Annotated in this window: 21 protein-coding genes; 13 read left to right on the forward strand and 8 right to left on the reverse strand. The window is 69.3% G+C overall.

Annotation, left to right across the window (positions count from 1 at the left end):
• Nucleotides 1–323: 323 nt before the first annotated feature.
• From FV560_RS20225 to FV560_RS01650, 9 genes are all read left to right on the forward strand, one after another.
• Nucleotides 324–737 (forward strand): LacI family DNA-binding transcriptional regulator, encoded by a 414-nt coding sequence (locus FV560_RS20225; protein ID WP_235019900.1) that lies wholly within the window; start codon nt 324–326, stop codon nt 735–737.
• Nucleotides 737–1,342 carry a substrate-binding domain-containing protein gene (locus tag FV560_RS20230; protein WP_235019856.1) on the forward strand — a complete coding sequence of 202 codons (606 nt, stop codon included), beginning with the start codon at nt 737–739 and terminating at the stop codon, nt 1,340–1,342. Before FV560_RS20225 ends, FV560_RS20230 begins: the two co-directional genes overlap by 1 nt.
• 41 nt (nt 1,343–1,383) lie before the next feature.
• Nucleotides 1,384–2,577 (forward strand): Gfo/Idh/MocA family protein, encoded by a 1,194-nt coding sequence (locus FV560_RS01620; RefSeq protein ID WP_159618615.1) that lies wholly within the window; start codon nt 1,384–1,386, stop codon nt 2,575–2,577.
• On the forward strand, nt 2,574–3,569 hold the full coding sequence (locus tag FV560_RS01625) for a Gfo/Idh/MocA family protein (protein WP_159618617.1): 996 nt from the start codon (nt 2,574–2,576) through the stop codon (nt 3,567–3,569). The genes FV560_RS01620 and FV560_RS01625 overlap by 4 nt, the downstream gene beginning before the upstream one ends.
• Nucleotides 3,566–4,573 (forward strand): Gfo/Idh/MocA family protein, encoded by a 1,008-nt coding sequence (locus tag FV560_RS01630; protein WP_159618619.1) that lies wholly within the window; start codon nt 3,566–3,568, stop codon nt 4,571–4,573. The genes FV560_RS01625 and FV560_RS01630 overlap by 4 nt, the downstream gene beginning before the upstream one ends.
• Before the next feature lie 223 nt (nt 4,574–4,796).
• A complete protein-coding gene (locus FV560_RS01635) occupies nt 4,797–5,729 on the forward strand; it encodes an ABC transporter ATP-binding protein (protein ID WP_159618621.1) in 933 nt (310 codons plus the stop codon).
• A complete protein-coding gene (locus FV560_RS01640) occupies nt 5,726–6,484 on the forward strand; it encodes an ABC transporter permease (protein ID WP_159618623.1) in 759 nt (252 codons plus the stop codon). Before FV560_RS01635 ends, FV560_RS01640 begins: the two co-directional genes overlap by 4 nt.
• A gap of 25 nt (nt 6,485–6,509) precedes the next feature.
• Nucleotides 6,510–7,649 (forward strand): sensor histidine kinase, encoded by a 1,140-nt coding sequence (locus FV560_RS01645; protein ID WP_159618625.1) that lies wholly within the window; start codon nt 6,510–6,512, stop codon nt 7,647–7,649.
• The gene (locus FV560_RS01650; RefSeq protein ID WP_159618627.1) at nt 7,646–8,260 is read left to right on the forward strand and encodes a response regulator transcription factor; all 615 of its coding nucleotides are present in this window, start codon (nt 7,646–7,648) and stop codon (nt 8,258–8,260) included. The genes FV560_RS01645 and FV560_RS01650 overlap by 4 nt, the downstream gene beginning before the upstream one ends.
• Before the next feature lie 116 nt (nt 8,261–8,376).
• Here the strand turns inward: FV560_RS01650 and FV560_RS01655 are convergent, their stop codons facing one another.
• Together FV560_RS01655 and FV560_RS01660 are read right to left on the reverse strand one after the other, a co-directional pair.
• On the reverse strand, nt 8,377–9,177 hold the full coding sequence (locus tag FV560_RS01655) for a TerC family protein (RefSeq protein WP_159618629.1): 801 nt from the start codon (nt 9,175–9,177) through the stop codon (nt 8,377–8,379).
• A gap of 135 nt (nt 9,178–9,312) precedes the next feature.
• Entirely contained in the window at nt 9,313–11,634 is a 2,322-nt protein-coding gene (locus FV560_RS01660) for a glycoside hydrolase family 3 N-terminal domain-containing protein (RefSeq protein ID WP_159618631.1), read from the reverse strand.
• A gap of 95 nt (nt 11,635–11,729) precedes the next feature.
• Between FV560_RS01660 and FV560_RS01665 the strand changes: the two genes are divergently transcribed.
• Nucleotides 11,730–12,353 carry a TetR/AcrR family transcriptional regulator gene (locus FV560_RS01665; protein ID WP_159618633.1) on the forward strand — a complete coding sequence of 208 codons (624 nt, stop codon included), beginning with the start codon at nt 11,730–11,732 and terminating at the stop codon, nt 12,351–12,353.
• An 89-nt stretch (nt 12,354–12,442) separates the two neighbouring features.
• On the opposite strand, the gene FV560_RS01670 is transcribed toward FV560_RS01665, so the two are convergent.
• The 3 genes from FV560_RS01670 to FV560_RS01680 all read right to left on the reverse strand — a co-directional run bounded on the left by FV560_RS01670 (nt 12,443) and on the right by FV560_RS01680 (nt 15,677).
• Complete coding sequence (locus FV560_RS01670) at nt 12,443–13,465, reverse strand: ABC transporter substrate-binding protein (protein WP_159618635.1); 1,023 nt, start codon at nt 13,463–13,465, stop codon at nt 12,443–12,445.
• Nucleotides 13,447–14,295, reverse strand: coding sequence for an ABC transporter ATP-binding protein (locus FV560_RS01675; protein WP_159618637.1), 849 nt, complete (start codon nt 14,293–14,295; stop codon nt 13,447–13,449). Before FV560_RS01675 ends, FV560_RS01670 begins: the two co-directional genes overlap by 19 nt.
• Nucleotides 14,296–14,552: 257 nt before the next feature.
• The gene (locus FV560_RS01680; RefSeq protein WP_235019857.1) at nt 14,553–15,677 is read right to left on the reverse strand and encodes a FecCD family ABC transporter permease; all 1,125 of its coding nucleotides are present in this window, start codon (nt 15,675–15,677) and stop codon (nt 14,553–14,555) included.
• 54 nt (nt 15,678–15,731) lie between these two features.
• Between FV560_RS01680 and FV560_RS01685 the strand changes: the two genes are divergently transcribed.
• Nucleotides 15,732–17,495: an ABC transporter ATP-binding protein/permease gene (locus FV560_RS01685; RefSeq protein ID WP_159618639.1), complete on the forward strand. Its 1,764-nt coding sequence runs from the start codon at nt 15,732–15,734 to the stop codon at nt 17,493–17,495.
• Complete coding sequence (locus FV560_RS01690) at nt 17,492–19,390, forward strand: ABC transporter ATP-binding protein (RefSeq protein WP_159618641.1); 1,899 nt, start codon at nt 17,492–17,494, stop codon at nt 19,388–19,390. Before FV560_RS01685 ends, FV560_RS01690 begins: the two co-directional genes overlap by 4 nt.
• 84 nt (nt 19,391–19,474) lie before the next feature.
• Here the strand turns inward: FV560_RS01690 and dgoD are convergent, their stop codons facing one another.
• The 3 genes from dgoD to FV560_RS01705 form a co-directional block, all read right to left on the reverse strand.
• The gene (dgoD, locus tag FV560_RS01695) at nt 19,475–20,635 is read right to left on the reverse strand and encodes a galactonate dehydratase (protein ID WP_200837486.1); all 1,161 of its coding nucleotides are present in this window, start codon (nt 20,633–20,635) and stop codon (nt 19,475–19,477) included.
• A 49-nt stretch (nt 20,636–20,684) separates the two neighbouring features.
• Complete coding sequence (locus FV560_RS01700) at nt 20,685–20,969, reverse strand: hypothetical protein (RefSeq protein WP_159618643.1); 285 nt, start codon at nt 20,967–20,969, stop codon at nt 20,685–20,687.
• Between the two features lie 89 nt (nt 20,970–21,058).
• Nucleotides 21,059–23,668 carry a hypothetical protein gene (locus FV560_RS01705; protein ID WP_159618645.1) on the reverse strand — a complete coding sequence of 870 codons (2,610 nt, stop codon included), beginning with the start codon at nt 23,666–23,668 and terminating at the stop codon, nt 21,059–21,061.
• Between the two features lie 321 nt (nt 23,669–23,989).
• Here FV560_RS01705 and FV560_RS01710 point away from each other — a divergent pair, with 321 nt between their 5' ends.
• Entirely contained in the window at nt 23,990–25,171 is a 1,182-nt protein-coding gene (locus FV560_RS01710; RefSeq protein WP_159618647.1) for an ROK family transcriptional regulator, read from the forward strand.
• The last annotated feature ends 68 nt before the right edge of the window (nt 25,172–25,239 follow it).

A 25,239-nucleotide genomic window follows, 5' to 3' on the forward strand; every position in this document is an offset into this window, starting at 1 on the left:
GGCCTAGGGCGGATTTCCGTCGGATACTACGTTGTATGCCGTTCACCTGCGAGTTTACAACGTAGTATGCTCGACATCGCTATCGTGGTTGGTCCTGGGAGGAGTTGTCAAGGGGTGCCCGAGCGCACCTGGCGAGTCACCCGTCGCCAACGCCGCGGCTCCACCGGTCTCGCATGGGACTGGGCGGAGCCGGTGCCATCACCGGCGATCGGGCGGGATGACTCACAAGAGCCGTACGATCACCCGAAACGGGACGGGCCCGACGTCACGGCACGAAGTCCGTCAGCACGATCAAGATCTGGAGTGGTGAGTTGAGCGTGACCATGCGCGATGTCGCGCTTCTCGCACGGGTGTCGGTCAAGACCGTCTCGAACGTCGTCAACGATCAGCCGCACGTACACGCCGCAACGCGCGAGCGCGTGCAGCGGGCGATCACGGAACTGGGCTACCGGCCGAACCTCTCCGCGAGGGGACTCCGATCAGGCCGGACGGGAGTCATCGGTCTCGCAGTGCCGGAGCTGCGGCAGAACTACTTCGCTGAACTTGCCGATGCCGTGATCAATGCGGCAGAGAAGCGCGGGCTGAGCGTCATCATCGGACAGGCCGGCGCCGACCGAGAGCACGAGACGGCGATCATCGCCAACGGTCTGCGACAGACGGACGGGCTTCTCTTCAGCCCGAACGCCTGGGGACCGAGGACCGGGGCCTGCTCGACCACATCGACTACCCACTCGTGATGCTCGGCGAACGCATCTTCGGCGGGCCGACCGATCACGTCACCATGCACAACAGCAGCGCAGCCCGGGCCGCCGTGGAGCATCTGCTCTCGCTGGGCCGGCAGCGCATCGCCGTGATCGGTGCACACCCTGATCGCCGCGAAGGGCAACTTCGCGCCTCAGACTTGCGCGTTCAGGGCTACCGGGAAGCGATCGCCATGGCCGGACTGACTCATGATCGCCGGCTGGAGCGAGCGGTCGCGCCCTGGCACCCACAGAACGGCGCCGACGCTACGCGGGAGCTTCTCGCTTCGGGTGTGGACTTCGACGCCATCTTCGCCCTCAACGACACACTCGCGCTCGGAATCCTGCGCGCACTGGGGGAGGCAGGTCGACGCGTTCCGGACGACGTGGCAGTGATCGGCTTCGACAACATCACCGATGGGCGGTTCACGCTGCCGTCCCTGTCGAGTATCGATCCGGGGCGGGACGAGATCGCCGAGGTGGCCGTCGGGATGCTGGAGGAACGCATCGCCTGGGGCGTCCGCTCGGGGAGGCCACCGCGCCTGTACAAGGCAGATTTCCGAATCGTCGCCCGCGAATCCACGGCGGGCACTGACACATAGTGGTGTTGACACACCACCCGCGCCGGTGATCGGCTCACCCCGTGACCATCTCTCCGTCAGCGTCCGAGGCGAGGGTCGCCGTCATCGGCTGCGGAGCGCGCGCGGGTATCGCCGCGCACGTGGCCGGCACCGGTGCGGGCATCGTGACCGCTCTGGTCGACCCCAACCCTGCCGCCCGCGAGCGCACGGCGGCGCGGCTCGTCGAGACCCCCGCCCAGTTCGCCGGGGTCGGTGAGCTGCTGCGGGCCGGCGCCGACGTCACCGCCGCCCTCGTCCTCACCCCGGACGACACACACGCCGAGGTGGCGATCCCGCTGCTGGAGGCCGGCATTGCCGTCTTCTGCGAGAAGCCGATCACCATCACGACGGCGGACGCGGACCGGGTGCTGGCCGCCGCCGCCGATAGCGGCACGCCGCTGTACGTGGGCCACAACATGCGGCACATGAGCGTGGTCACCACGATGCGCGACATCATCGGCCGCGGTGAGATCGGTGACGTGAAGGCGATCTGGTGCCGCCATTTCGTCGGGCACGGTGGCGATTACTACTTCAAGGATTGGCACGCTGAGCGCGCCCACGGCACCGGGCTGCTGCTGCAGAAGGGCGCGCACGACATCGACGTGATCCACTGGCTCGCGGGTGCGTACACCACCCGGGTGACCGGGATGGGCGGGCTCACTCTGTACGACCAGGTCACCGATCGCCGGGACAACTCCGACCGCACCATGGCCGCCTGGTTCTCCGAGGACAACTGGCCGCCGCTCGCCCAGCGCGAGCTGAATCCGGTGATCGACGTGGAGGATCTGTCCATGGTGCAGATGCAACTCGAGGGCGGGATCTTCGCCTCCTACCAGCAGTGCCACTACACCCCGGACTACTGGCGCAACTACACGGTGATCGGCACCGAGGGGCGACTGGAGAACTTCGGAGATTCCGCCGGCGGAGTCGTGCGCGTGTGGAACCGTCGCTCCGGGTACCGCGCCGATGGCGATGCCGAGTACCCGATCGTCAGTGACGCGGGCGGCCACGGAGATGCCGATCAACGCACGATCACCGAGTTCCTCGACTTCGCCGCCCACGGAGGCGCCACCGCCACGTCTCCTGTGGCGGCGCGGAACGCCGTCGCCACCGCGGTGGCCGCCACAGAATCGCTCCGGGCTGGTTCCCTCCCGCAGGAGGTCCCAGCCCTGGATCCAGCCATCGCCTCCTTCTTCGACGGAAAGGCCACCTCGTGAACCACCCCGACCCGCTGCGCGTGGGACTGATCGGCGCCGGAGGTATCGCCGGCGTGCATGCCCCCGCATGGCGCAGCCTCGGCGCCGACCTCGTGGTGCATTCCCTGCACGGGGCGGATGACCTCGCGCAGCGGCACGGCGCCAGCACCGCCGATTCCCTCGACGATCTGCTCGCGCGGGTGGATGTGGTGGGCATCCTCACCCCCACTGCCACGCACGCGGAGATCGCCCTGGCCGCGATCGCTGCAGGCAAGCATGTGGTGTGCGAGAAGCCGCTGGCGCGCACGGCCGACCAGGCCCAGCAGATCGTCGATGCCGCCGAGCGTGCCGACGTGCGGCTTTTTCCGGCGCATGTGGTGCGGTACTTCCCCGCCTATGCCGCCGCCCACGCGTCCGTGACGGCGGGGCGGATCGGGCAGGTGGCGGTGAGCCGGTTCCGCCGCGCGAGCGCGGCCCCGGCCTCGCCATGGTTCTTCGACGAAGCCGTCTCGGGCGGGATCGTGATGGATCAGATGATCCACGATCTCGATCAGGCGCTCTGGTTGGCCGGTGCGGTCACCCACGTGTTCGCTCGCTCGGTCACGCGTACCGACGACGGCGTCCGCACCGCGAGCGCGACCGTCACCCTCACGCATGGTTCCGGTGCGATCAGCCACGTGCACGGGGTGTGGGGGCATGCGCACCTGCCGTTCTCTTCCTCGTTCGAGATCGCCGGCAGTGAGGGGCTGCTGCGGCACGACTCGGCCCGGGAGGATGCCGTGCGGCTGCACCTGCCCCCGGCGCCGGGAGGCGGGTATCTGCCGGAGGTGGACGTGATGGACAGCCCATACACGGCAGAGATCGTGGATTTCGCGGCGGCGCTCCGGGAGGGGCGGGAGGCAACGGTGACCGGCCTCGACGGGGTGCACGCCGTCCGGTTGGCGGAGGCGGCGAACGAGTCGATCCGCACCGGCGCAGTGGTCGAGATCGAGACGCAGGAGGCACTCCGATGACGCTCACCGTAGGACTCCTCTCCTTCGCGCACCCGCACGTCCACGGCTACGCCGCTGCGCTTGCCGACCAGGGCGTGCGGGTGATCGGCACCGACACCGGTGTGCCCGACCCGGGCACCATCCGCGGCGCGGACCTGGCCGCGCAGCTGGGTATCACCTACGCCGAGGACGTGGCGAGCCTGCTGGCCGAGGCACCGGACGCCGTCGTGATCTGCTCGGAGAACTCACGCCATCGCGAGCTCACCGAACAGGCCCTGGCGGCCGGGTCACACGTGCTGTGCGAGAAGCCTCTGGCCACCTCCGACGAGGACGCTGCGGCGATGGTGGCCGCGGCCGAGCGGGCCGGGCGGATCCTGATGACCGCCTATCCGGTGCGGTTCGCGCCGGCGTTCGCCGATCTGGTGGCGCGGTGCCGGGCGGGGCAGCTCGGGCAGATCCTCGCGGTGGTGGGCACGAACAACGGGAAGATGCCCCGGCCCGGCGAGCGTTCCTGGTTCACCGACCCGGCCCGGTCCGGTGGTGGTGCGCTGATGGATCACGTGGTGCATGTGGCCGACCTGCTGGACGAGTTGCTCGGCGAACCGGCCGAGAATGTGCACGCGGTGACGAACCAGATTCTGCATGCGGGCATCGGGGTGGAGACCGGCGGTGTGGTCTCTGTGCGGTACCCCTCGGGCGTGATCGGGCAGATCGACTGCTCGTGGTCGGTGCCTGACTCGGCACCCACCTGGGGTGGTCTCACGCTCGAGGTGCACGGCACGCGAGGCTCGATGCGGATCGACCCGTTCGCCGAGCACGTGGCCGGCTATGACGCCGAGGGCGCGGTGTGGCAGCCGTACGGGCCCGACCTGGATGCGCGGATGATCGCCACGTTCCTGGACGCGGTGCGCACCGGGACCCGGCCCCAGCCGGACGGCGGGGTCGGGGCTCGTACGCTCGCGATCGTGACGGCGGCGCAACGGTCGGTCGCCTCCGGACGCCCCGAACCCACCCACCTCCACTGAAATCGCACGTCGAATTGGTTGTGGGGAGCGCCAACCGGGCCCGCATGGCAACCAGTTCGACGAGCGATTCTCTCGCCAGTCGGAATTGCACGTCGATATGGCGGTGGCGTCCCACCGGCTCAACCGCCAGATCGACGATTGATTTCGGATGTGACACCTGTCATCCGGACCTCGTGACAGCACCCTCTCGTGCGCACCCTGGCCTCGCCGCCACGGTGGAGGTATGAGAACACCTCCCCCCGCCGACGGTGCGCCCGCCGTCCAGCTTGACCAGGTCGTCAAGGAGTTCCGGTCCACCACCGGCCCCGTGCGGGCCGTCGACGGCATCGACCTGACCATCGGCTCCGGCGAGATCGTCGCCTTCCTCGGCCCGAACGGCGCCGGGAAGACCACGGCACTCGACATGATCCTCGGCCTGACCACCCCCACCTCAGGCACCATCAGCGTGCACGGTCAGGCGCCCCGCCACGCCGTCGCCGCCGGACGGGTCTCGGCCGTGCTGCAGACCGGTGGGCTGCTGCGCGACCTCACCGTGGCCGAGACGGTCACGCTCATCGCCTCGACCTACGCCGAGCACGCCGGGATCGGGTCCGTGATCGAGCGTGCGGGCCTGTCCGAGCTCGCCGGCCGGAAGGTCTCGAAGTGCTCTGGTGGTGAGCAGCAGCGCCTCCGCTTCGCCCTCGCCCTGCTGCCCGACCCGGACCTGCTGATCCTGGACGAACCGACCGCCGGGATGGACGTGACGGCCAGGCGCGACTTCTGGGAGACGATGCGCGCCGAGGCCGCCTCCGGCCGGACGATCGTCTTCGCCACCCACTATCTGGAGGAGGCCGACTCGTTCGCCCAGCGGATCGTCATGGTGGCCGGCGGCCGTATCGTGGCCGACGGCGCCACCGAGGAGATCCGTACCCGCGCCACCGGACGTCGCGTCTCGGTCACGTTCACGCCCGGCACCCGCGCTGAGGCGCTCTCCCGCCTGGAGACACTGGACGCCGTCCATGCCATCACCCCCGACGGCGATCGCGTGCACCTGCGCGCCCTCGACTCCGACGCCGTCGCCCGCGCCGTGCTCGACCTCGGCGGCACCGACCTGCTCGTCACCTCCGGCTCCCTCGACGACGCCTTCACCACCCTGACGCAAGGAGCGACCCGATGAACACGACCTATCTGCGCATCGAGCTCGCCCGGGTGGGCCGGGACCTGGTGAGCATGTTCTTCATCGCGGTGATGCCGGCGTTCTTCTTCATCATCTTCGGGGCGTCCATGGAGTACGGCGCCTACCCGATCGGCAACGGGAACGTCTCGATGCACACGATGATCTCGATGGCCGCATTCGGTGCGGTGGTGGCGACCACGGGCGTGGGCGGGATGGCCGCCGTCGAGCGGATGCAGGGCTGGGGGCGCCAGCTCGGCCTGACGCCGATGTCGGACGGCGCCTACGTGCGCGTGAAGACGACCGTGGCATTCACGATCTCGCTCATCCCGATCGGATTGGTTTACCTCATCGGGGCCTTCACCGGCGCCAGCGCCCCAGGCTGGGTGTGGGCCGCGAGCGCCGCGATCGTGATGCTCGGGGCTGCCGTGTTCTCCCTGTACGGCCTCATCGTGGGCCTGCTCTTCCGGAGCGAATCCGCGGTCGGGGCCGCCAGCGGCGCACTGGTGATCCTGGCGTTCCTGGGCAACATCTTCTTCCCACTCAGCGGGGTGATGCTCACGATCGCGAAATTCACCCCGCTGTACGGCATCATCGGGCTTGCTCGCTATCCGCTGACCGACGGTGCGCTCGTGGCCACCGAGGGAGTCGGCGGCTCCGACCCGCTATGGGTACTGCTGGCGAACAGCCTCACCTGGACGGTGATCTTCGCCGTCGGAGCGGTGCTGCTGGTGCGGCGCGGGCGTGGGCGCCAGTAGCAGGGCCGGGAGACAATGACACACCATGACCAAGCCCAGCCAGGCACCGACCACTGACCCGCCCGAGCCAGGCACACGCCCGGACGGCGCGACCGACGACCCGGCGCTGCCGCCCGCGCCCTGGCTGCGGTTCAGTTGGCTGCTCGCCACCCCGTGGCTGGCGTTCCTCGCCTTCCCGGTTGCCGGGATCCTGCAGTCGCCCTTGAGCGGCGCGGCGGCGGCAATCCCGCTGACGGCGATCGCTGCCTTCGCGGGCGTCTACGTCTATGCGTTCATCGTCAACGCGCGCACGCTGGGGCAGGACGCACGCGGGGCCACACTGCTCGGCGTGCTCGGGCTGCTGACCGCACCGGTGTTCGTGGCGGTCGGCGTGGACGCCTTCGGGATGTTCACGTTCCTCGCCACCTACGCGATCTTCAGCCAGCCGCTCCGGCGGGCGGTGCGATTCGTGCTGATCCTGATCGTGGCCATGGCGGTAGTGCTGATTCTCACCGACCACCTCGACCGGTGGTTCTATCTGCTGATCACCGGCGGAACCGCGGCTTTCGTGGGAATGATTCGCTGGATTGACGACCGCCAGCAGCAGCGCGACGTCCTGGAGAACCAGCTGGTCATCACGGCCGAGAGGGAGCGAGTCGCGCGGGACGTGCACGACGTGCTCGGGCACAGTCTCACTGTGGTCACCGTCAAGGCAGAACTCGCCGAGCGACTGGTGGACGTCGATCCGGGGGCGGCGAAGGCAGAGATCGCGGCGATCCGCTCTCTGACCCGCGAGGCCCTCAGTGAGGTGCGGGCAACGGTGAGCGGACTGCGCGTGGCACGGCTCGCGGACGAACTGGAGTCCGCCCGCACTGCCCTGACCGATGCCGGGATCGACGCCGATGTTCCTGCCGACCCGGCTGTGGTGGACCCTCGGCACCGGATCGTGGTGGCGTGGGTGCTGCGGGAGGCGATCACGAATGTGGTGCGCCACTCGGGAGCCGGGCGTTGTGAGGTCAGTCTGGGGTCGTCGTCGTTGGTGGTGGCAGATGACGGCGTGGGGCCCGGTGGCGCTGCCGAGGCGGGCGGGCTCCGGGGCGCCCGGGAGCGGGCGGATGCCGCCGGTGGCACGCTGACCGTGCGGCCCGGCGAGACGGGTGGAACGCGTGTGGAGGTGCACTGGTGACCGGTCCGATCAGAGTGCTGCTGGCCGACGACCAGGCGCTGGTACGTGGGGCGCTGGCGGCGTTGCTCCGCCTCGAGGACGACCTGGACGTGGTGGCCGAGGTGGGCGACGGAACCGACGTCGTGGCAGCGGCGCGCGAGCACGACGCACAGGTGTGCCTGCTCGATATCGAGATGCCCGGGATGGACGGGATCGCCGTGGCCGGGCAGCTGCGCGCCGCGCTCCCCGAGGTGAGGTCGCTGATGGTCACAACGTTCGGCCGGCCGGGGTATCTACGCCGGGCGCTGGAGGCCGGGGCAGCGGGGTTCGTGGTCAAGGACACCCCGGCGACCGAGTTGGCCGATGCCATCCGCGCGGTGCATGCGGGCCGCCGCGTGGTGGACCCGGCGCTGGCGACCGAGTCGCTCGCCGGAGGACCGAACCCGCTGGGCGACCGCGAGCGGCAGGTGCTGCGCGAGTGCCTCGACGGTGAGCCGATCGCCACGATCGCTGCGCGGGTGCATCTGAGCCCCGGCACCGTGCGCAACTATGTGTCCTCGGCCATCGGGAAGATCGGGGCGACCAACCGGGTGGAAGCCGCCCGGATCGCCGACCGGAACGGGTGGTTGTAGTCGGGTCGGGCACACAGGTGACGGCCCTCAGCCGCACCGTGCCATCGAGGGCACAGTGTCGCTGAGGGCCGTCAGTTGTGTTCCGATATGCCCGGGCCGGAGGCGCCAGGCGCCGATCAGGACCCGGCGCCGACCTTCTGCTCGGGGAACCTGGCCTTGAGGTGCACCGGCTCGGCCACCTTGCCTGCCTTCTTCGCGGACCGGTTGCGGTAGAGGAGGTTGAGCACCTCCACGCCGATCGCGAAGGCGATGGGACCGTAGATCATGCCCTTGCTGACGTGCATGTCGAAGCCTTCAGCCAGCAGGGTGGCGCCGATGAGCACGAGGAATGCCAGGCAGAGCATCTTCACGGTCGGGTGGCGTTCGACGAAGTCACCGATGGTCTTGGCCATGAACATCATCACCACGATCGCCACGACCACGGCGGTGATCATCACCCAGAGCTGGTCGACCATCCCGACGGCGGTGATCACCGAGTCCAGTGAGAACACCATGTCGATAAGCACGATCTGCAGGATGACGCGGCCGAAGGTGGTGGCGGCCTTGGAGGCCTTGCTCTCCTCCTCGCCGTCCGCGCCCTCGAGTTTGTGGTGGATCTCGGTGACGGCCTTGTAGATGAGGAAGGCACCACCGGCGATCAGGATCAGGTCTCGGCCGGAGAACGCGAGCGCCTCGACGTCTCCGATCGAGAACCAGGGATCAGTCAGGCCCACAATCCAGGAGGCGAAGAACAACAGGATGATCCGCATCACCAGGGCGAGCGCGAGGCCGAGCACGCGCGCCTTCTGGCGCTGCTCGGCCGGGAGCCGGTTGGCGAGGATGGAGATGAAGACCACGTTGTCCACGCCGAGCACCAACTCGAGCGCGAGCAGGGTGGCGAGGGCGATCCAGACATCAGGGCTGGCGAGAGATTCCACGGGGGGAGCCTAGCCTGCGCAGCACACATGGGTCATCGGTTCATGCTCGCTGACCGAATCGACCGTCATACGTCGAGCCGTGCACCATGCTGCCGCGCAGTGACGCATTCCAGTCGGTTGGGTCAGTGGACGGCATCACTCCCGGTATCGGCTGACCAGTTCGGCCAGACGCTCATGGGTGAGCTCCTCAGACATCCGCATCACCGGCACCTTCTTCACCGGCATCGCCCCGAGGAAGGCAGCCGTTGCCGGGTCGGGACTGTCCGGGCCGAAGAGGGATCCGAAGTCGCCCATGGCAGCCAGCAGCTCAGGCCCGGCCTCCGGGTGCTCCACCCATTCGCTGATGGTGGCGTCCTCGCTCAGCGGGCGACGCAGCACCGGTGCCACGAGCTCGGCGATCTGCTCCAGCGGGAGGTCACGCGAGGAGGCCCCGACGGCCACCTGCAGCGGCCCGGGCTCGACCGCCCACCCGTGGGTGTGCACGTCCCAGTGGCTCAGTTCACGCCGGGTGACGGTGAGGTCGACCCGCTGCTCGCGGCCCGGCTCAAGCTCCACTCGGGTGAAGCCCTTGAGTTCGCGCGGCGGCCGCGCCACGGCCGATCCGGGCCGGCCAAGGTACAGCTGTGGCACCGCCACACCCGCACGATCGCCGGTGTTGCGTACGGTCACGCCCGCCCTCACGACGACGTCCCCCACCCCGGTCTGCTCCGTCACCTCGGGCACGTCGACCGTCAGGTCGGTGTAGTCGAAGGTGGTGTAGGTCAGGCCGTACCCGAATGGGTAGGAGACCGCCCGCTCGGTCGCGTCGAGGCCGCGGTAGCCGATGAAGAGCCCTTCGCCATAGCGCACGGTGCCGTTCTCGCCGGGGAAGTTCAGCTGCGCGGGCACATCGGCCAGGCGTAGCGGGATGGACTCGGCGAGCCGGCCAGACGGAGCGGCATCGCCGAGCAGCAGGTCGACGGCGGCGCTGCCCCCGGCCTGGCCGCCCAGCCAGAGCTCGAGGAGCGCATCGGTGTGGTGCTCCCACTCGGAGACGGCCACCGCGGAGCCGTTGGCCAGCAGCACCACCGTGCGCTCCGCGACAGCGGAGACATCCCGCAGCAGTTCCCGGTGGCTGGCTGGGATGTCCAGATGCTCACGGTCGTACCCCTCGGACTCGTCTGCCGCGGGTAGCCCGAGCACCAGGACGGCGGTCTTGCCGGTGGCGGCAGAAGCAGCCTCGGCGCGCAGGGTGAGGTCGTCGCGGATCTCACCCTCGGCCGCGCCCCCGGGCTTCTCGGCCTCGGCGAGCCGGTAGCCGGGGGTGAAGGGCACGTCGACCCCTCGCTCGGCGAGGGCGTCGACCATGCTCACCAGTCGGGTGGGGTTCACCTGGGACGATCCGGCGCCCTGGTAGCGGGGAGTACGGGCCAGCTCACCGATCAGTACCGCAGACCCTGACAGTGTGTCTACGGCCAACGGCAGGACGCCGTCGGGGTTCTTGAGCAGGACAGCGCTACGCACGGCGACCTCGTGGGCCAGAGCGTGGTGCGCCGTCAGGTCGGCCGTTCCCGGCTCGGCCAGGGCCGGCTGCGCCCTGGCGACCATGGTGAGCACACGCGTGACGGCGGTATCGAGCTCAGCCTCGGCAAGGCGGCCCTCCCGGACGGCGGCCACGATGGCGGCGTCGTTGAGGCCGTGCGAGGAGGGCATCTCCAGGTCGAGTCCGGCGGCGACCCCGGCGGCGCGGTCGTCCACAGCGCCCCAATCGGAGACCACCAGACCCTCGAAGCCCCACTCCTGGCGGAGCACGTCCGTGAGCAGCCACGGGTCCTGTGAGGCGTAGGTTCCGTTGATCTTGTTGTAGGCGCACATGACGGTCCAGGGCTGGGCGCGGGTGACGACCTTCTCGAAGGCCGGCAGGTAGATCTCGCGCAGGGTGCGCTCGTCGATCTCGGCGGAGATCCGCATCCGGTCGGTTTCCTGGTTGTTCGCGGCGAAGTGCTTCAGCGAGGTGCCCACGTCCTGAGACTGGACGCCGGCCACCAGCTCAGCGGCCAGCTCGCCTGCGTGGAAGGGGTCCTCGCCGATGTACTCGAAGTTGCGCCCGCAGAGGGGGCTGCGCTTCATGTTGATGCCCGGACCGAGCAGCACGGCGACGTCGTTGGCGCGGGTCTCGATTCCGAGCGCCTCCCCCACCCGGTACAGGAGGTCGCGATCCCAGGTGGAGCCGAGTCCGGCGGCGGAGGGGAAGCAGGTGGCCGGCACTGAATCGTTCAGGCCGACGTGGTCGGTGGCCCCGGCCTGCTTGCGCAGCCCGTGCGGGCCGTCGGTGACCATGACGGCGGGGATACCGAGGCGCTCGATCGCCTGGGTGTGCCAGAAGTCCTGCCCGGAGCACAGGGCGGCCTTCTCCTCCAGGGTGAGCTCGATGAGCAGGCGTGGGATGTCGGCCTGAGTGAGGGCTGTCGAGTGCATGGGTGCTCCTGCGGGAGTGGGGTACGACGTCGTCCAAGCGGACCGTAGATCCTAATCAACCGTCCGGTCAATATATTCTTGGATAGCCTGGTTCCGTGGCACACGAGCAACCACGGCGGCCGGGGCGCCCGCCGGCCGGCGGCGAGGACAAGCGTGAGCGCATCCTCACCGAGGCAATCTCGCTGTTCGCCCGCTCTGGATTTGCCGCCACGTCCCTGGCGGACGTTGCCCAGGCTGCACAGATCTCGAAGGCCGGCCTGCTCCACCACTTCGGATCCAAGGCATCCCTCTATTCCGCCGTACTGGAGCGGCGTGATGCACGAGACGCAGGGGCACTGACTTCCGCTTCCGACGTGTGGCAGCAGCTCGATGCCTTCGCCGACCTCATGGATCGCAACGCCGAGACCCCGGCGATGGTGGGTCTGTACATGGCGATGGCGGTCGAGGGCACACGCTCCGGGCATCCAGCGCACCGATGGCTGACCGACCACTTCACGCGTGCAGTCGACGCCTTCACCGCCGGGTTCGAACGCGGCAAGATCAACGGCGCGGTGCATCCGGATGCACCCTCGCGCGGCCTGGCTCGGTCCGTCGTGGCGCTGGCGGACGGGATCCAGCTGCAGTGGCTGACCGTGACGTCACCGGATCAGGAACCGGTCCGGATGGGTGATCAGATCCGGCAGCTGACCGAGCTGATCCGGTCGCGTTGGGCCACATAGCGACATTGCTCGTCGATCTGGTGGCTGGTCAGCCGCCAGATCGACGTGCGATTTCTGGGAGGCGATCGGATCGGGCCAATCCCTGAGGATCAGAAGGCGTCGGGATAGAGCCCTTCGGCGATCTGCCGGACGATCGCGACGTTGCCCAGCGTCCCGGGGAAGACGTCGGAGCTGGAGACCGCGATCAGGCGACCTTCACGCACGGCAGGCATGTCGGGGAAGGTCGTCTCCAGGTACTCCCTGGTGGCCGCCTCATGCGCCTCGTCATAGACCGAGAACACCAATGCATCGGGCTCCTCGGCCGCCAGCGACTCCGGCGTGATGGTCGCGGCGAAGAAGTCGGCGAACGCGGCCTGGTCCGGACGGTAGACGTTGTCGGCACCAGCGCGGGAAAGGATGTCGTACTCAATCCCCGCACCGATCGCCTGCAGGGTGGTCCCGTCCACGTAGACCTGCGCCACCCGCAATGGCTCGACGGCGGCCACCGCGGCCTCGACCTCGTCCAGGTCGGCCTGGCTCTGCGCGATGAGGTCCGCGGCGGCCTCCTCCACACCGAAGATCGTCCCGATGTTCTCCAGGTCCGTGAACAGGTCGGTGACCTCGCCGCCCATCCTCCGCTCGGCGCACCCGCCAGTGGCGACGTACACCGCTGCACCGGTCTGTTCGAGCTGGTCGATACTCGCGAACCCCTGCTCCGCGGTGAACTCGTACGTGGTCGGCGAGTAGACGAAGTCCGGCTCCACGGCCAGCAGGTCCTCTCGGCTGGGTGGCATGACATCCCCGATCACCGGCACGTCAGCGGCCAGGCCGGCGACGTCGTCGGGAAGGGCTTGAGCCCCGGTCTGAGCCTGCCCGGCGAGGTGGTCGGCCAGGCCCAGGCGCAACAGCAGCTCGGTCTGGGCGGGGTGCATCCCCACCACAGCCCCGGGGATGTCATCGACGACGACGTCCCGTCCGCAGTTCTCGATCGTCACCTCCTCCGTGACGTTTGTCTCGCCGGCGCTGGGCGTGACACCGGATCCGCACCCGGTCAGCAGCAGCGCCCCGGCGAGGGCGGCGGGCGCCAGGCGTGTGGGTGCAACGGAAGCAGCGTTTATGAGGACGTCGCGCATGATCGTGTGGTTCCTTCTGTGGAGGGGTCAGTGCGGGAGGGTGCAGCGGGCGGTTCGGGTGCCGAGTGGGCGGCGAACGGCCGGAAGGCGTAAACCGGGTCGCTGGGCTCGCCGAGCACACGGACGTCGACGGCGAAGGTGGTGCGGATGAGGCCCGGGGTCAGCACCTCCACGGGCGGTCCGGAGGCGATGATCCGCCCCTCGGCGAGCACCACGACGTGGTCGCAATACTGGGCCGCGAGGTTGAGATCGTGCAGGGCCGCGATCACGGTCCGGCCGAGACCCCGGACGGTGCTCATCAGTTCGTGCTGATGAGCGATGTCGAGGTGATTGCTCGGCTCGTCGAGCACGAGGATCGGGCTCTCCTGGGCAAGCGCCCGCGCCAGCATGACCCGCTGCCGCTGCCCGCCGGAGAGGGTGGCGACCATGCGATCACCCAGATCTGCGATCTCCGCCCGGAGCATCGCCTCGTCCACGATGCGCAGATCCTCGGCGGTGTCCCGGCCGAACGAGGCATGATGCGGTGCACGACCCAGGGCCACGGTCTCCGCCACGGTCAGGTCGAAGTCGGTGGGCGGATCCTGCAGCATCACCGCCACCGATCGCGCCGCCTGCCGCCCGCTGAGGCTCAGCACGTCCCGGCCATCGAGGTGCACAGTGCCGCGCCTCGGCTTCACCGCCCGGTACAAGGTGCGCAGCAGCGAGGACTTCCCGCTCCCATTCGGCCCGACCAGTCCCACCACAGTTCCCGGTTCCACTGTCAGCGAGGCATCGCGCACCACATCACGCCCGCCCAGGGTCACCGTGACGGCGTCGAACTCCACTGTCATCGGTGCTCTCTGGTCTGAGCCCTCCGGTACCCCGCTCCGGCGGCCCTCGTCCCTCACGCCACCTCCACCCGGGTTCCTCACGCTCATCGGTGCTCTCTGGTCTGAGCCCTCCGGTACCCCGCTCCGGCGGCCCTCGTCCCTCACGCCACCTCCACCCGGGTTCCTCACGCTCATCGGTGCTCTCTGGTCTGAGCCCTCCGGTACCCCGCTCCGGCGGCCCTCGTCCCTCACGCCACCTCCACCCGGGTTCCTCAGGCTCATCGGCCGAACCCCGCCCGGTCGGCACCGCTGCGGCGCATCAGCCAGAGGAAGAACGGTGCCCCGACGAACGCCGTCAGGATCCCCAACGGGATTTCGGTCGGAGCGGCCACGGTCCGCGCGAGCAGATCGGCTGCCATCAGGAAGACCGCACCGCCGAGCACCGCCACAGGCAGCATGCGCCGGTGATCGGCGCCGACCGCGATCCGCGCGATGTGCGGCACCACCAACCCCACGAACCCGATACCGCCGGCGACCGACACCACCGAGCCGGTCAGCAGCGAGGCGACCACCAGCAGGATGGCCCGCATCCGGGCGGCGTCCACCCCGAGGGAGACAGCGGACTCGTCCCCGGTCATCAACGCATTCAGCGACCGCGCCAGCAGTGCCGCGACCACACATCCCACCACCAACGCCACCGCAGGTCCGATCAGGCTCGACATCGTCGCCGCCGACACGCTGCCGAGGAGGAAGAAGAGCACGCTGACCACGTTCTGGGCGTCGGTGGAGATCGTCAGGTAGCTCGTCACCGCGCTGAACAGGGTGCCGAGCGCCACGCCCACGAGGATCATCCGGGTCGGTGACAGCGCCCCGTCCTTACGTGCGAGCGCCGCCACGCACACACAGGCAGCGAGTGCACCGACAAAGGCGGCGAGGTTCATCGACATCCCACCCAGTGCCGCCGACCCGAGCACGATCACGAGGACGGCGCCGACGCTCGCGCCGGAGGAGACACCGAGGATGTAGGGCTCGGCGAGCGGGTTGCGCACCGTGACCTGCATCAGTGCACCGGCCAGCGACAGGCCGGCTCCGGCAAGCCCCGCCAGCAGCGCTCGCGGCAGGCGGAACTGCCACACGGCCTGATCCTGCAGTGCGGTCAGCGATCCGTCCGACATCCATGGCATTCCCGGCGTCAGGTGCCCGATCACGATCTTGGCCGCCTGCACGGTGCTGACCTCCACCGAGCCCACGGCGCCCGAGAGCACCACGAGCACTCCGACGGCCACCACCAGGACGCCGCAGATCACCGTGGTGCGCGTGGCGCGCGCGGCGCGAGCTCGTGCGGTGGCGGAGCGATCGCCGTCGGGTGGGCGCACGCCGATAGCGGATGAGGAGGTGGGCACGGGATCGCACTATAGTGATAGCGATTCTCATATCCAAACTCGACAGGCATTCTCATGATGATCAACGCGAACGTCGCGCCCTACGCTCGCCAGGCGTGGCCACGGCTGGCCGGCACCGCATCCCTCACCCTGCTCGCCTCAGGCGCCTCCATCGGCGCAGCGTTCGCCATGGCTGCAGCCTTCACGCACATCCTCAGCTCCGATGGCACAGTTCCAGCCGGCCCACTGACGGCGGCCGTGGCCCTGCTCGGGTTGCGTGCCCTGCTGCTGTGGTGCCGTGACCAGTCCGCACTGCACACCGGAACGGTCGTCGCTCGCGCCATCCGGGAGAAGCTGCTGCGGCACATCGTGGCACTCGGCCCCGCGCACCGATGGCCGGGCGGGCGCGCCAGCGCGCACCTCGCAGCCGTCGACGGCTGCGAGCACCTCAAGGGATACGTCGGCAACTACCTACCGCAGGTGCTCGCCGCGATACTCGTCCCTGCGGCCCTGACCGTCGTGCTCTTCCTGCGCGACCCGGCCGCGGCGCTCGTGGTGGTCGCCGGTGTGACATGCGTGCCACTCGCGCACCGGATCACCAAGCGACTCCTCGGCGCACGTGCTGCCGAGCACTGGCGAGCCTACGACCGGTATGCAGCCCGCGTGAGCGACAACATCGCCGGGATCGCCACCCTCGCCGGCTTCGGTGCCGCCGAGCGGCGCGGCGCCCAGCTTGCCCGGGACGCGGAGACTCTGCGGGCCGCCACGACGGCGAATATGAACGTCTCCCTCTCCACCTCTGTGATCACGTCCGCCGCCATGCTCCTGGGTACGTCGGGGGCGACGCTACTGGCGGCCTGGCACGCGGCCGAGGGCCGGCTGGCTGCTGGGGACGTGCTGTTGGTGCTCTTTCTCGCTGCCGAGTGCTTCCGGCCGCTGCAGGATCTGCAGAGCTACTGGCACGAGGGCTTCTACGGCCTGGCGGCCGCCGCCTCCATCAACCGCATCCTCGCGACCGAACCGCAGGTGACCACAGCCGCGGACGCGACGCCGATCGCGCTCGCCGGACCTCCCGGCCTGCGCCTGGAGCACGTCAGTTTCACCTACCCGGGCGCCGAGCGAGCGAGCCTGAACCAGATCAGCGTCACCATCCCCGCGGGCTGGACCACGGCTCTGGTAGGAGCCAGCGGCGCGGGGAAGACCACCCTCACCGCGCTGCTCCTGCGGGACATCGACCCGGATGATGGCTCGGTGCAGCTGGGCACCGCGGACGGGCACCACGACCTACGCACTCTCCCGCTGAGTCAGTTGCGCCACATCAGCGCCCGCGTGAGTCAGGACGTGGTGCTGATGGAGGGCACCGTGGCCGAGAACGTGCACCTCGCAGCGCCCCCCGATGCCACCGATGCGGACGTGGACGACGCCATGGCGGCCGCCCGGGTGACATCCTTCCTCGCCGACCTCCCCGAGGGCGCCGCCAGCAACGTCGGAGAGGGCGGGCAGCACCTCTCCGGCGGACAGCGTCAACGGGTGGCGCTGGCACGAGCGTTCGTGCAGCGGGCGCCGCTGCTGGTGCTCGACGAGGCCTCCAGCGCCCTCGATGGGGAGAACGAGGCCCTCATCACCGAGGCGGTCCGCTCCGGCGACGGCTCGCGCACCACGGTGGTGATCGCGCACCGGCTCTCCACGGTGGCCCACGCCGACCATGTCATCGTGCTGGGCGAAGGCCGTGTGCTGGAGGAAGGCAGTCCAGCCCAGCTGGAGGCGGAGGGCGGCCCCTGGGCGGCCATGGTGCGGGCGCAACGGATTGCCGACGGCGGAACGCAGGTGGTCTCGTGAGCAACCTCGACCAGGGCACGTCAGTGGATGCCGCGCCACAGCGGCACGCACCACCGTATGTCGCGTACGGAGCATACGGCGCACCGGCGAATGGCCTGCGGTTGGACGATGTGCGCGCACTCAGGGTCGTCCTGGCCGGATGGCGGGGCTGGTATGTGGCCGCTCTGGCATGGAACGCCGTCGTCCATCTCTCGGCGGCGGTGGCAGCCGGGGCCGCAGCCTATGCGGTGGCAGCCGCCGTCACCGGAGTGGCCGGCAGCACGCGGGTGGACCTGGTGCTGCCGACGGTGCTGGTGCTCGGGGCGACCCTGGTGCGCAGCGTGGCGGTGTGGCAGGAGGCCTACACCAGCCACGACGTCGCATTCCGGGTGCTGGCGCGGGTGCGCGGATGGCTGTTCGCCGGGCTGGCACGGATCGCACCGGGAGGCGTGGCGCGGCGCCGGACGGGCGATCTGACCACCCTGAGCACGAACGACTCCGAGGCGCTGGAGATCTTTCTCGCGCACTCCTCGCTCTACATCATCGGCCGGTTCCTGGCCACGCCGCTGATCGTGGTGGGACTAGCGCTGATCAGCCTGCCCGCGGCACTGGTGACGCTGCCGTTCCTGGCGCTGGCCGTGCTGGTACCACTCGCGGCGCGGCGCAGTGCCCGGGAGCAGGGCCGGCGGACGCGGGCCGTGACCGCCGAGATCGGTGCGGACATGCAGGAGAACGTGGGGGCCGTGCGGGAGATCGCAGCCTTCGGACTGCTCGAAAAACGGTTGGGCCGGCTCGCCGCTCAGCAGACCCGGCTGTGGCGAGCACAGCGGGCGACCACGATCCGTACGGGGGTGGAGACCGCCGTCGGGGGTGTGCTCTCCTCCCTGGTGGCGGTGTCCGCCACCGTGGTAGCCGTACGGGAGGTGGCAGCCGGGCGCCTGGCCCTCGAATGGTTGCCGGTGGTGGCGGCAGTGGCGGGCGCAACGCCTTCGGCGATCGCCCAGTGGGCGGCAACCACCCGGCACTATGGCAACACCGCGGCCTCGGCGCGGCGCATCGAGGGAATCCTCGACGCCCCCGATCCACTGCCGGTCATCCCGGAGCGCGATGGGTCCAGCCCGACCGCCTCGCTGGGGTGCGTACCGGTTGCAAAACCCTCCGATTGCGACCCGAGCACACCCCACATCCGGGTGGAATCGGTCACCTACAGCTGGCCCGGTGCGCCCCGGTCAGCCGTGCGAGATGTCAGCGTGGCGATCGGGGCCGGGGAGACGGTCGCGCTGGCTGGCGCGAGCGGGGCGGGCAAGTCCACGCTGGGGGCGCTGCTGGCCCGTTGGTATGACCCGGACGTCGGGCGCATCCTCGTCGGGGGCACGGACCTGCGCGCGATGGAGCGAGCCGAACGGGTGGCCACTGTGTGCCTGGTGCCGCAGGAGCCGTACCTGTTCGCCGAATCAGTGCGGGAGAACCTCGCCGTGGCCCTACCGCAGGAGCTTCCCGACGACGCGCTGTGGGAGGCGCTGGAGCGCACCCGCGCAGCCGATGTGGTGCGTGGGATGCCGCACGGGCTGGACACGGTGCTCGCCGATCGCGGGCGTAGCCTCTCCGGAGGCGAACGGCAGCGACTGGCGCTGGCTCGTGCTGCGCTGCGCCGGCCGGAGGTGCTCATCCTGGACGAAGCCGTCAGTCAGCTCGACCTCGAGAACGAGGTGGCACTACGGGACAGTCTCATCGGCACCGCCACCACCACCGTGGTCATCGCGCACCGGCTCAGCACGCTGGTGACCACACCACGGGTGCTCGTTCTCGACGGCGGATCACTGGTGGGTGACGGCGCGCACGAGGAACTGCTGGCCGGATGCGACGCCTACCGGCGCCTGGTCCGTCCCCAGCTCGACCTACGGAAGGGCACATGATGGATGCAGCGCAGTACCCACAGTTCGAGATCGTGGTCTCCTACCTGATCACATCGATCTCGGTGGAGTGATCGTCCGGAATCCTCACCACTCCGCCAGGCTGCCGTCGGTGTGATTCCAGGTGGGTGTGGCCCAGTCGTGCCCGTGCGCGGCAGCCTTGCGCACCTCTGCCTCGTCGATCTCGACGCCCAGGCCCGGTCCGGTGAGGCGGTCGATGTGCCCGTCCCGCACGGTGAAGGGCGACGTGTCGGCGAGATAGTCGAGCAGATCCCAGCCCTCGTTGTAGTGGATGCCGAGGCTGGACTCCTGGATCACGGTGTTCGGTGAGGCCAGGTCCACCTGCAGGCAGGAGGCGAGTGCGATCGGGCCGAGCGGGCAGTGCGGGGCCAGGCCGGCGCCGTAGGTCTCGGCCATCGCTGCGATCCGGCGCGTCTCTGAGATGCCGCCGGCGTGGGAGATGTCCGGCTGCGCCACCGCGATGCCCGCCTCGAGCAACGGCTTGAAGTCCCAGCGGGAGAAGGCCCGCTCGCCGGTGGCGATCGGAATCGAGCTGCGCTGCACCAGCCGTGGCAGGTGCTCGGCGGAGAGCTCGGGCACCACCGGCTCCTCCACCCACATCGGCATCAGTTCTTCGAGCAGTGGCAGCAGCCGGTGCGCCATCGCCGGGGAGACGCGGCCGTGGAAGTCCAGTGCGAAGTCGCCGGAGTCGCCCAACGTCTCCCGGGCGGCGTGAGCGCGGTCGACCACGTCAGCAATCGCGGCGGGTGAGTCGATGTGCCGCAGCACCCCGGAAGCGTTCATCTTCACGGCGGTGAAGCCCTGGTCGAGGCGAGCCTGGATGTGCTCGCGTACCCCGGCCGGGTCGTCGCCGCCGACCCAGGAGTAGGTGCGCACCCGGTCCCGCACGGCGCCACCGAGGAGCTCGTGCACGGGCACGCCGAGACGCTTGCCCGCGATGTCCCACAGGGCCTGGTCAAAGCCGGCGACCGCACTGTTGAGTACGGGCCCGTGGCGGTAGAAGCCGGAGCGCGTCAGGCGCTGCCAGGTGTCCTCGATGCGGCTCGCGTCGCTGCCCATCACCTGGGGCGCCAGCTCGTGCACGGCGGCTTCGACGGTGGCGGCGCGACCCTCCAGCACGGGCTCGCCCCAGCCCACGAGCCCGTCGGAGGTCTCCACCCGCAGGAACAGCCACCGCGGCGGCACTCGGAACGTTTCGATCTTGGTGATGGTCGTCGATGAGCTCACCCCAGCAACCTACCGCCACCGGTGTGGGGTGCGTTTCACCGGCGCGAGCTCATGGCAGCGAGCCGTCGTAGTGCGGCCACAGGACGATGACCCGGATCGCATCGTTGGAACTGTCGAACCTGGCGTACCCGTGCGGCGGTGGGTCGCCGTCAAGCACACTGTCGACCTCGGCTACGAGCCGATCGAGGCCCCGCACCCTGGCGAAGGCACGTAGTCGTTCGCGTGCATGGCGCTGCGGTTCGCGCACCGCCAGGAGCCGTCTGCTCGGGGCAGTCGGGTGTTCGGGATCGATCTGTTTCACGAGCAGGCGCACGGGCGTGTCGTACCCGATCACACGATCTCCCTTCCGGAGTGCCACCGTCCCCGGTGCGTGCGCAGTTCCCGCGGCGCGCTCGCGCGCGTCGCGGGAACTGCGGTGCACGGTCAGCGACCGGCGTTCAGCCGACGTCGGACGATGAGCAGGCACGAACCGCCGAGGAGTGCCAGGCTCGCCAGCGCGGCGAGGACTGCCACCACAGGGCCCGTTCCGGTGTCGGCCAGGTCGCCGTCCTGACCAGTCCCATCACCGTCCTCGTCCCCACCATCGCCGGTGGGACCGCCGTCACCCGTCGGGTCGGTCGGATCCGTGGGGGTGCCAGGGTCCGTCGGATCGGTGGGATCGGTGGGATCGGTGGGATCGACCGCGTCGATGGTGATCTCCGCCTCGGCCCAAGACTCACCGGCGTCGGCGCGGACGGTAACCGTACCCGAGACTCCGGTCGGCAGTTCGAACGCTACCCGGCCCGCGCCGTCGGCTCCGGTGGTCAGCGTCGCCAGTTCCTCGCCGTCAACGAGCAGCCGGTATTCGGTGTCCGGCTCGCCGCCGGTGAGCCCGATGCTGATCTCATCCCCGGCGTCGGCCTCACCGGGCGCCGTGATGGCGATCGGCAGGTCGATCGTGCACTGTTGCGCCTGAGCCACCACCGTGCGAATCTCGGTGAGTACCCCGGCGTCTCCGCCGGCGACGAGCTCGAGCTGCAGGCTTCGTAGCGCCGTCTGCACGTCCTCGTCGGTGCCGTCCGTGCGAGCACTCTCCAGGTCGGCCAGCGCCGCTACGACAGCGTCCCGCACGTCGGCCGGCAGCTCCTCCCCCTCCGAGGTGGCCATCAGTTCTCGCACGATTTCGAGTTCACCGAGCAGTGCGTCGTCGGTGTCGCTGGTGTACGGGCGATCAGTCGTGCACACCTGCTCGGCGTTGAGGAACCGGGTCAGGAAGGTGTGCGCGGCGATCTGTGCCGTGCGCTCCTCCCGCAGTCCGTAGTTGCTCTCGGAGTTGTCGAGGTAGGTCCGTCCGTCCTCGAACCGGTCCTGCAGCGCGATCGCGTCCTGTAGGTGGCGTTCGGCCCAGACGGCGGGCGGGGTGCTGACGTCCCCGCCGACGTCGTAGGTTGCCGCGATCACGTCACCCTGGGCGAAGTAGAGCGGGAAGGTGCTTCCCCAGTCGTTGCCGTCGGGGTAGTAGATCGAGGACTCACCGGGCACGTAGATGGTGCCGCCCGGTGCCTGCCACGGCGGGGAGTCGAACTGCAGGTCGACGAAGGCCTCGTAGGTCAGGTCGATGTTGTGGAAGAAGGCTTCCGCCGGCTGCTGGCCGCCCAGCTGCTGGGTGAGTGCGGAGTTGACGTTCTGGTCGAACGCGAGCATGTAGATGGGGTGCATGAGGTTGTGGTTCTCGACGGTGCCGTCGGACTCGACGTTCGAGCCGGTCAGCATCTCATCCAGCGCCCGGCCGTTGATGACCTCGTTGCTGTCGACGTCCTGCGGCGTCGCCCAGCCGGCCAGGGCGAGGTCGATGGCGTCGGAGCGCCACTGGTCGCTGTTGGCGGCCTCGGGCATCATGATGGCCGCCAGGCCCGAGAGCGAACTGCGCCAGGTGTTCTCCTCAGCCTTGGTGTCACCCGGGATCACGATGGTGCCCTCGGCGTTGCGGTAGTACTCGGGGTCGACCATCTGGTCCGCCTCCATCGCGACCATGTTCGTCACGCACGCCTGCTGAGCCGGGCTGAAGTCGTCCCAGAGCAGCCAGGCGGCGAAGCCGTTGTAGTAGGCCCACAACGAGGCCTGCCACCGGTCCGCCTCCGGGCCCCATCCTGCGGGATTGTTCGATCGGTGCTCGGCGGCTGCGGAGGAAACCATCCGGACGATGCGCTCGCGGACCTCGTCCTCGGTGACGCCGGTGTCCTCCGGGTCGTAGCCGCCGGTGGCGACCAGAATGGACATGTTGACCGCGGCCATGGAGACACCGCGCAGCGCATACTCGGGCGCTCCCACTCGGCGCGAGAGCGGGATGTACTCACCGGGCTCGGCGGCGAACTCCTCGTCCCAGAAGGTGGTCGTGATGTAGCGGTTGGCGTTCTGCGCGGCTTCGAGGCTCAGCTGGGTGAGCTCATCGGTGGGGATCGCGCGGTCGAGGACTGACGCATCCGGGGTCGCCACCGGCATGGTGGTGTCCGCCGCGGCCTCGCACGCCGCCCAGGGTTCCTGCCTGGGTGAGGAGGTGAGGGAGATGCTCCCGAGGGAACCGCGGTAGAAGAACCCGTCGCCGAGGTCGTCGCCGTTACCCAGCCGGATCGGGCTGTTCCCGCTGTTGATCAACGGGATTCCGATCTCGTCGGTGACGGTCACGTCGGCGCCGCCGCTGATCTCGGTCGTCACCGAGCCGGGCGTGTATGTCACGGTGATGTCATAGCTTGTGCCCGGCTGAGCGATCACACCGGTGGGGAACTGCGCCCACTGTCCCTGGCCCACCACACGGGACCAGAAGCGGAACTCGCCGTTGGGCATGATGTAGAGGGCCCAGCCCTGGTTGTTGCTGGAGCGGCTCGTCGCCACGGCCTGGTGGGAGCCGGTGCGAGTTCCGGGAACCACGTCCGTGAGCTCAAGCACCCACTCGCCGTTGCCTGGCTCGAGATTCCGCTCGTACGGAAGGCGGATCTCGGAGTCGTCCGACGCTGAGAACTGCGCACTGCCATCGGCGAAGGTCACGTCATCCAAGACCTCACCGTCGCGATCTTCCACGGAGTCGCTCGCGTCGGTCTCAAGCTCCCACGTGGAACTGAATACGTCGCCATCATCTGCCGTCGCAGGTGACGCGGCGATGAGGCCGAGGGCCAACGCTGCAGTCAGCGCGCCGGCGATCGTACGGGAGACGTGTGGTCGGGATGGACTCGGGTGCCGTCCTGGGACGTGTGGGGACATCAGGAAGTCTCCTCGTGAGGCAAGGGGGATGTGAGCGAACAAACCATGTGTAACAGGGCTCACAGGACATATGCAAGGTTCATTCGTAAATGATCTTTCGTTTAGTAGGGTGGGAGCGTGACTGTCGACATGGCCGAGCATGCGCGTGGGACTGGCCGCCTCCGAGTGCTCAATACCCGTCATGTCCTAGGCGCGATGCGGCGTGCCGAGGGGCCGGTACGGATCTCCGAGCTGGCGCAGATGACGTCGCTCACGCGACCGACCGTCTCGCACATCGTCGCCGCCCTGGAGAATCGTGGCTGGGTGCATCGACTTGAGCCCGCCGGGAACGCCGGTCGGCCTGCTGTCCGCTACAGCGTCGCCCTCGACCGATTCGCGGTCGTGGGTGCCGACGCCGGTGCGCACCGCGCCGTCGTGGAGGTCGCCACCCTGAACGGCGCGCGCCGAGCCAGACGCGAGCATCGCCGCCCCATCCAGTTGGGCGAGGACATGTTGACAGTGTTGAGTTCGATGATGGGCGAGGCACTCGTGGAGGCCGGAATGTCCCAGGAGGACGTACTGGCGGCCACCGTGGCGAGCCCGGGGATCGTTGCAGAGGCCTCCGGTGGGATCGAACTACGCACCGGCCTCGGCGCATGGACTGCGGCCGAGGTCGTCGCGGCACTTCAACCGTTGGTGACGGGCCGCGTCACCGTCGAGAACGACGCCAACCTGGCGGCACACGCGATGCGCACGATGCCGGACATGCCGCAGGACTTCATCGGCTTGCAGTGGGGACAGCGCCTGGGCGCGGGTCTGGTCCTCGACGGTCAGGTGTTCCGAGGACGTCGCGGCGGAGCGGGCGAGCTGGGCGCACTGCTCGTGGAGGATCCGGCCACCGGAGCGACTCAAGTCCTCGAAGAAGTCGTTCGCTCCGACCGGCTGCCCTTGCATGGCGACCTGCCAGAGCTGAGCACAGAAGCGCTGATCAACCGAGCCGATACCGGCGATCTCGTGGCACAACGAGCCCTGGCGCGCGGTATCGACCCGCTCGCCGCTGCGGTGGCTCCACTCTGCGTCGGGCTGGACCTTCATACCGTGACAATCTCGGGCGGGATCGCTCGCTCCGGCCCGGCCCTCGTCACCGCATTCCAGGACCGACTGGCAGCACACGGGGCCATCGATATCGACTGCCGGCTGTCCAGCTTCCGCGAAGACACCGTACTGCGCGGGGCGGTGAGCACCGCCGTCGACAGCGGATGGGCAACGTTGATGGAGGCATGCGGCACTGGGAGCCCCGAGCAGCCGAGGGAGACCTGATGTATCCCCGTACGGCGCCGCACACACTCACGGACTACTGAACGCCTCCGACGGCCAGTCGATCTATT

It is taken from the genome of Ruania rhizosphaerae, from assembly GCF_009805705.1.
Lineage (GTDB): Bacteria > Actinomycetota > Actinomycetes > Actinomycetales > Beutenbergiaceae > Ruania > Ruania rhizosphaerae.

Bases quoted from the DNA above. Each gene is read 5' to 3' on its own strand.
- FV560_RS20225 (WP_235019900.1), top strand. From the start codon at position 324: ATGCGCGATGTCGCGCTTCTCGCACGGGTGTCGGTCAAGACCGTCTCG.
- FV560_RS01635 (WP_159618621.1), top strand. From the start codon at position 4,797: ATGAGAACACCTCCCCCCGCCGACGGTGCGCCCGCCGTCCAGCTTGAC.
- FV560_RS01675 (WP_159618637.1), bottom strand. From the start codon at position 14,295: ATGACAGTGGAGTTCGACGCCGTCACGGTGACCCTGGGCGGGCGTGAT.
- FV560_RS01640 (WP_159618623.1), top strand. From the start codon at position 5,726: ATGAACACGACCTATCTGCGCATCGAGCTCGCCCGGGTGGGCCGGGAC.
- FV560_RS01630 (WP_159618619.1), top strand. From the start codon at position 3,566: ATGACGCTCACCGTAGGACTCCTCTCCTTCGCGCACCCGCACGTCCAC.
- FV560_RS01670 (WP_159618635.1), bottom strand. From the start codon at position 13,465: ATGCGCGACGTCCTCATAAACGCTGCTTCCGTTGCACCCACACGCCTG.
- FV560_RS01660 (WP_159618631.1), bottom strand. From the start codon at position 11,634: ATGCACTCGACAGCCCTCACTCAGGCCGACATCCCACGCCTGCTCATC.
- FV560_RS20230 (WP_235019856.1), top strand. From the start codon at position 737: ATGCTCGGCGAACGCATCTTCGGCGGGCCGACCGATCACGTCACCATG.
- FV560_RS01685 (WP_159618639.1), top strand. From the start codon at position 15,732: ATGATGATCAACGCGAACGTCGCGCCCTACGCTCGCCAGGCGTGGCCA.
- FV560_RS01645 (WP_159618625.1), top strand. From the start codon at position 6,510: ATGACCAAGCCCAGCCAGGCACCGACCACTGACCCGCCCGAGCCAGGC.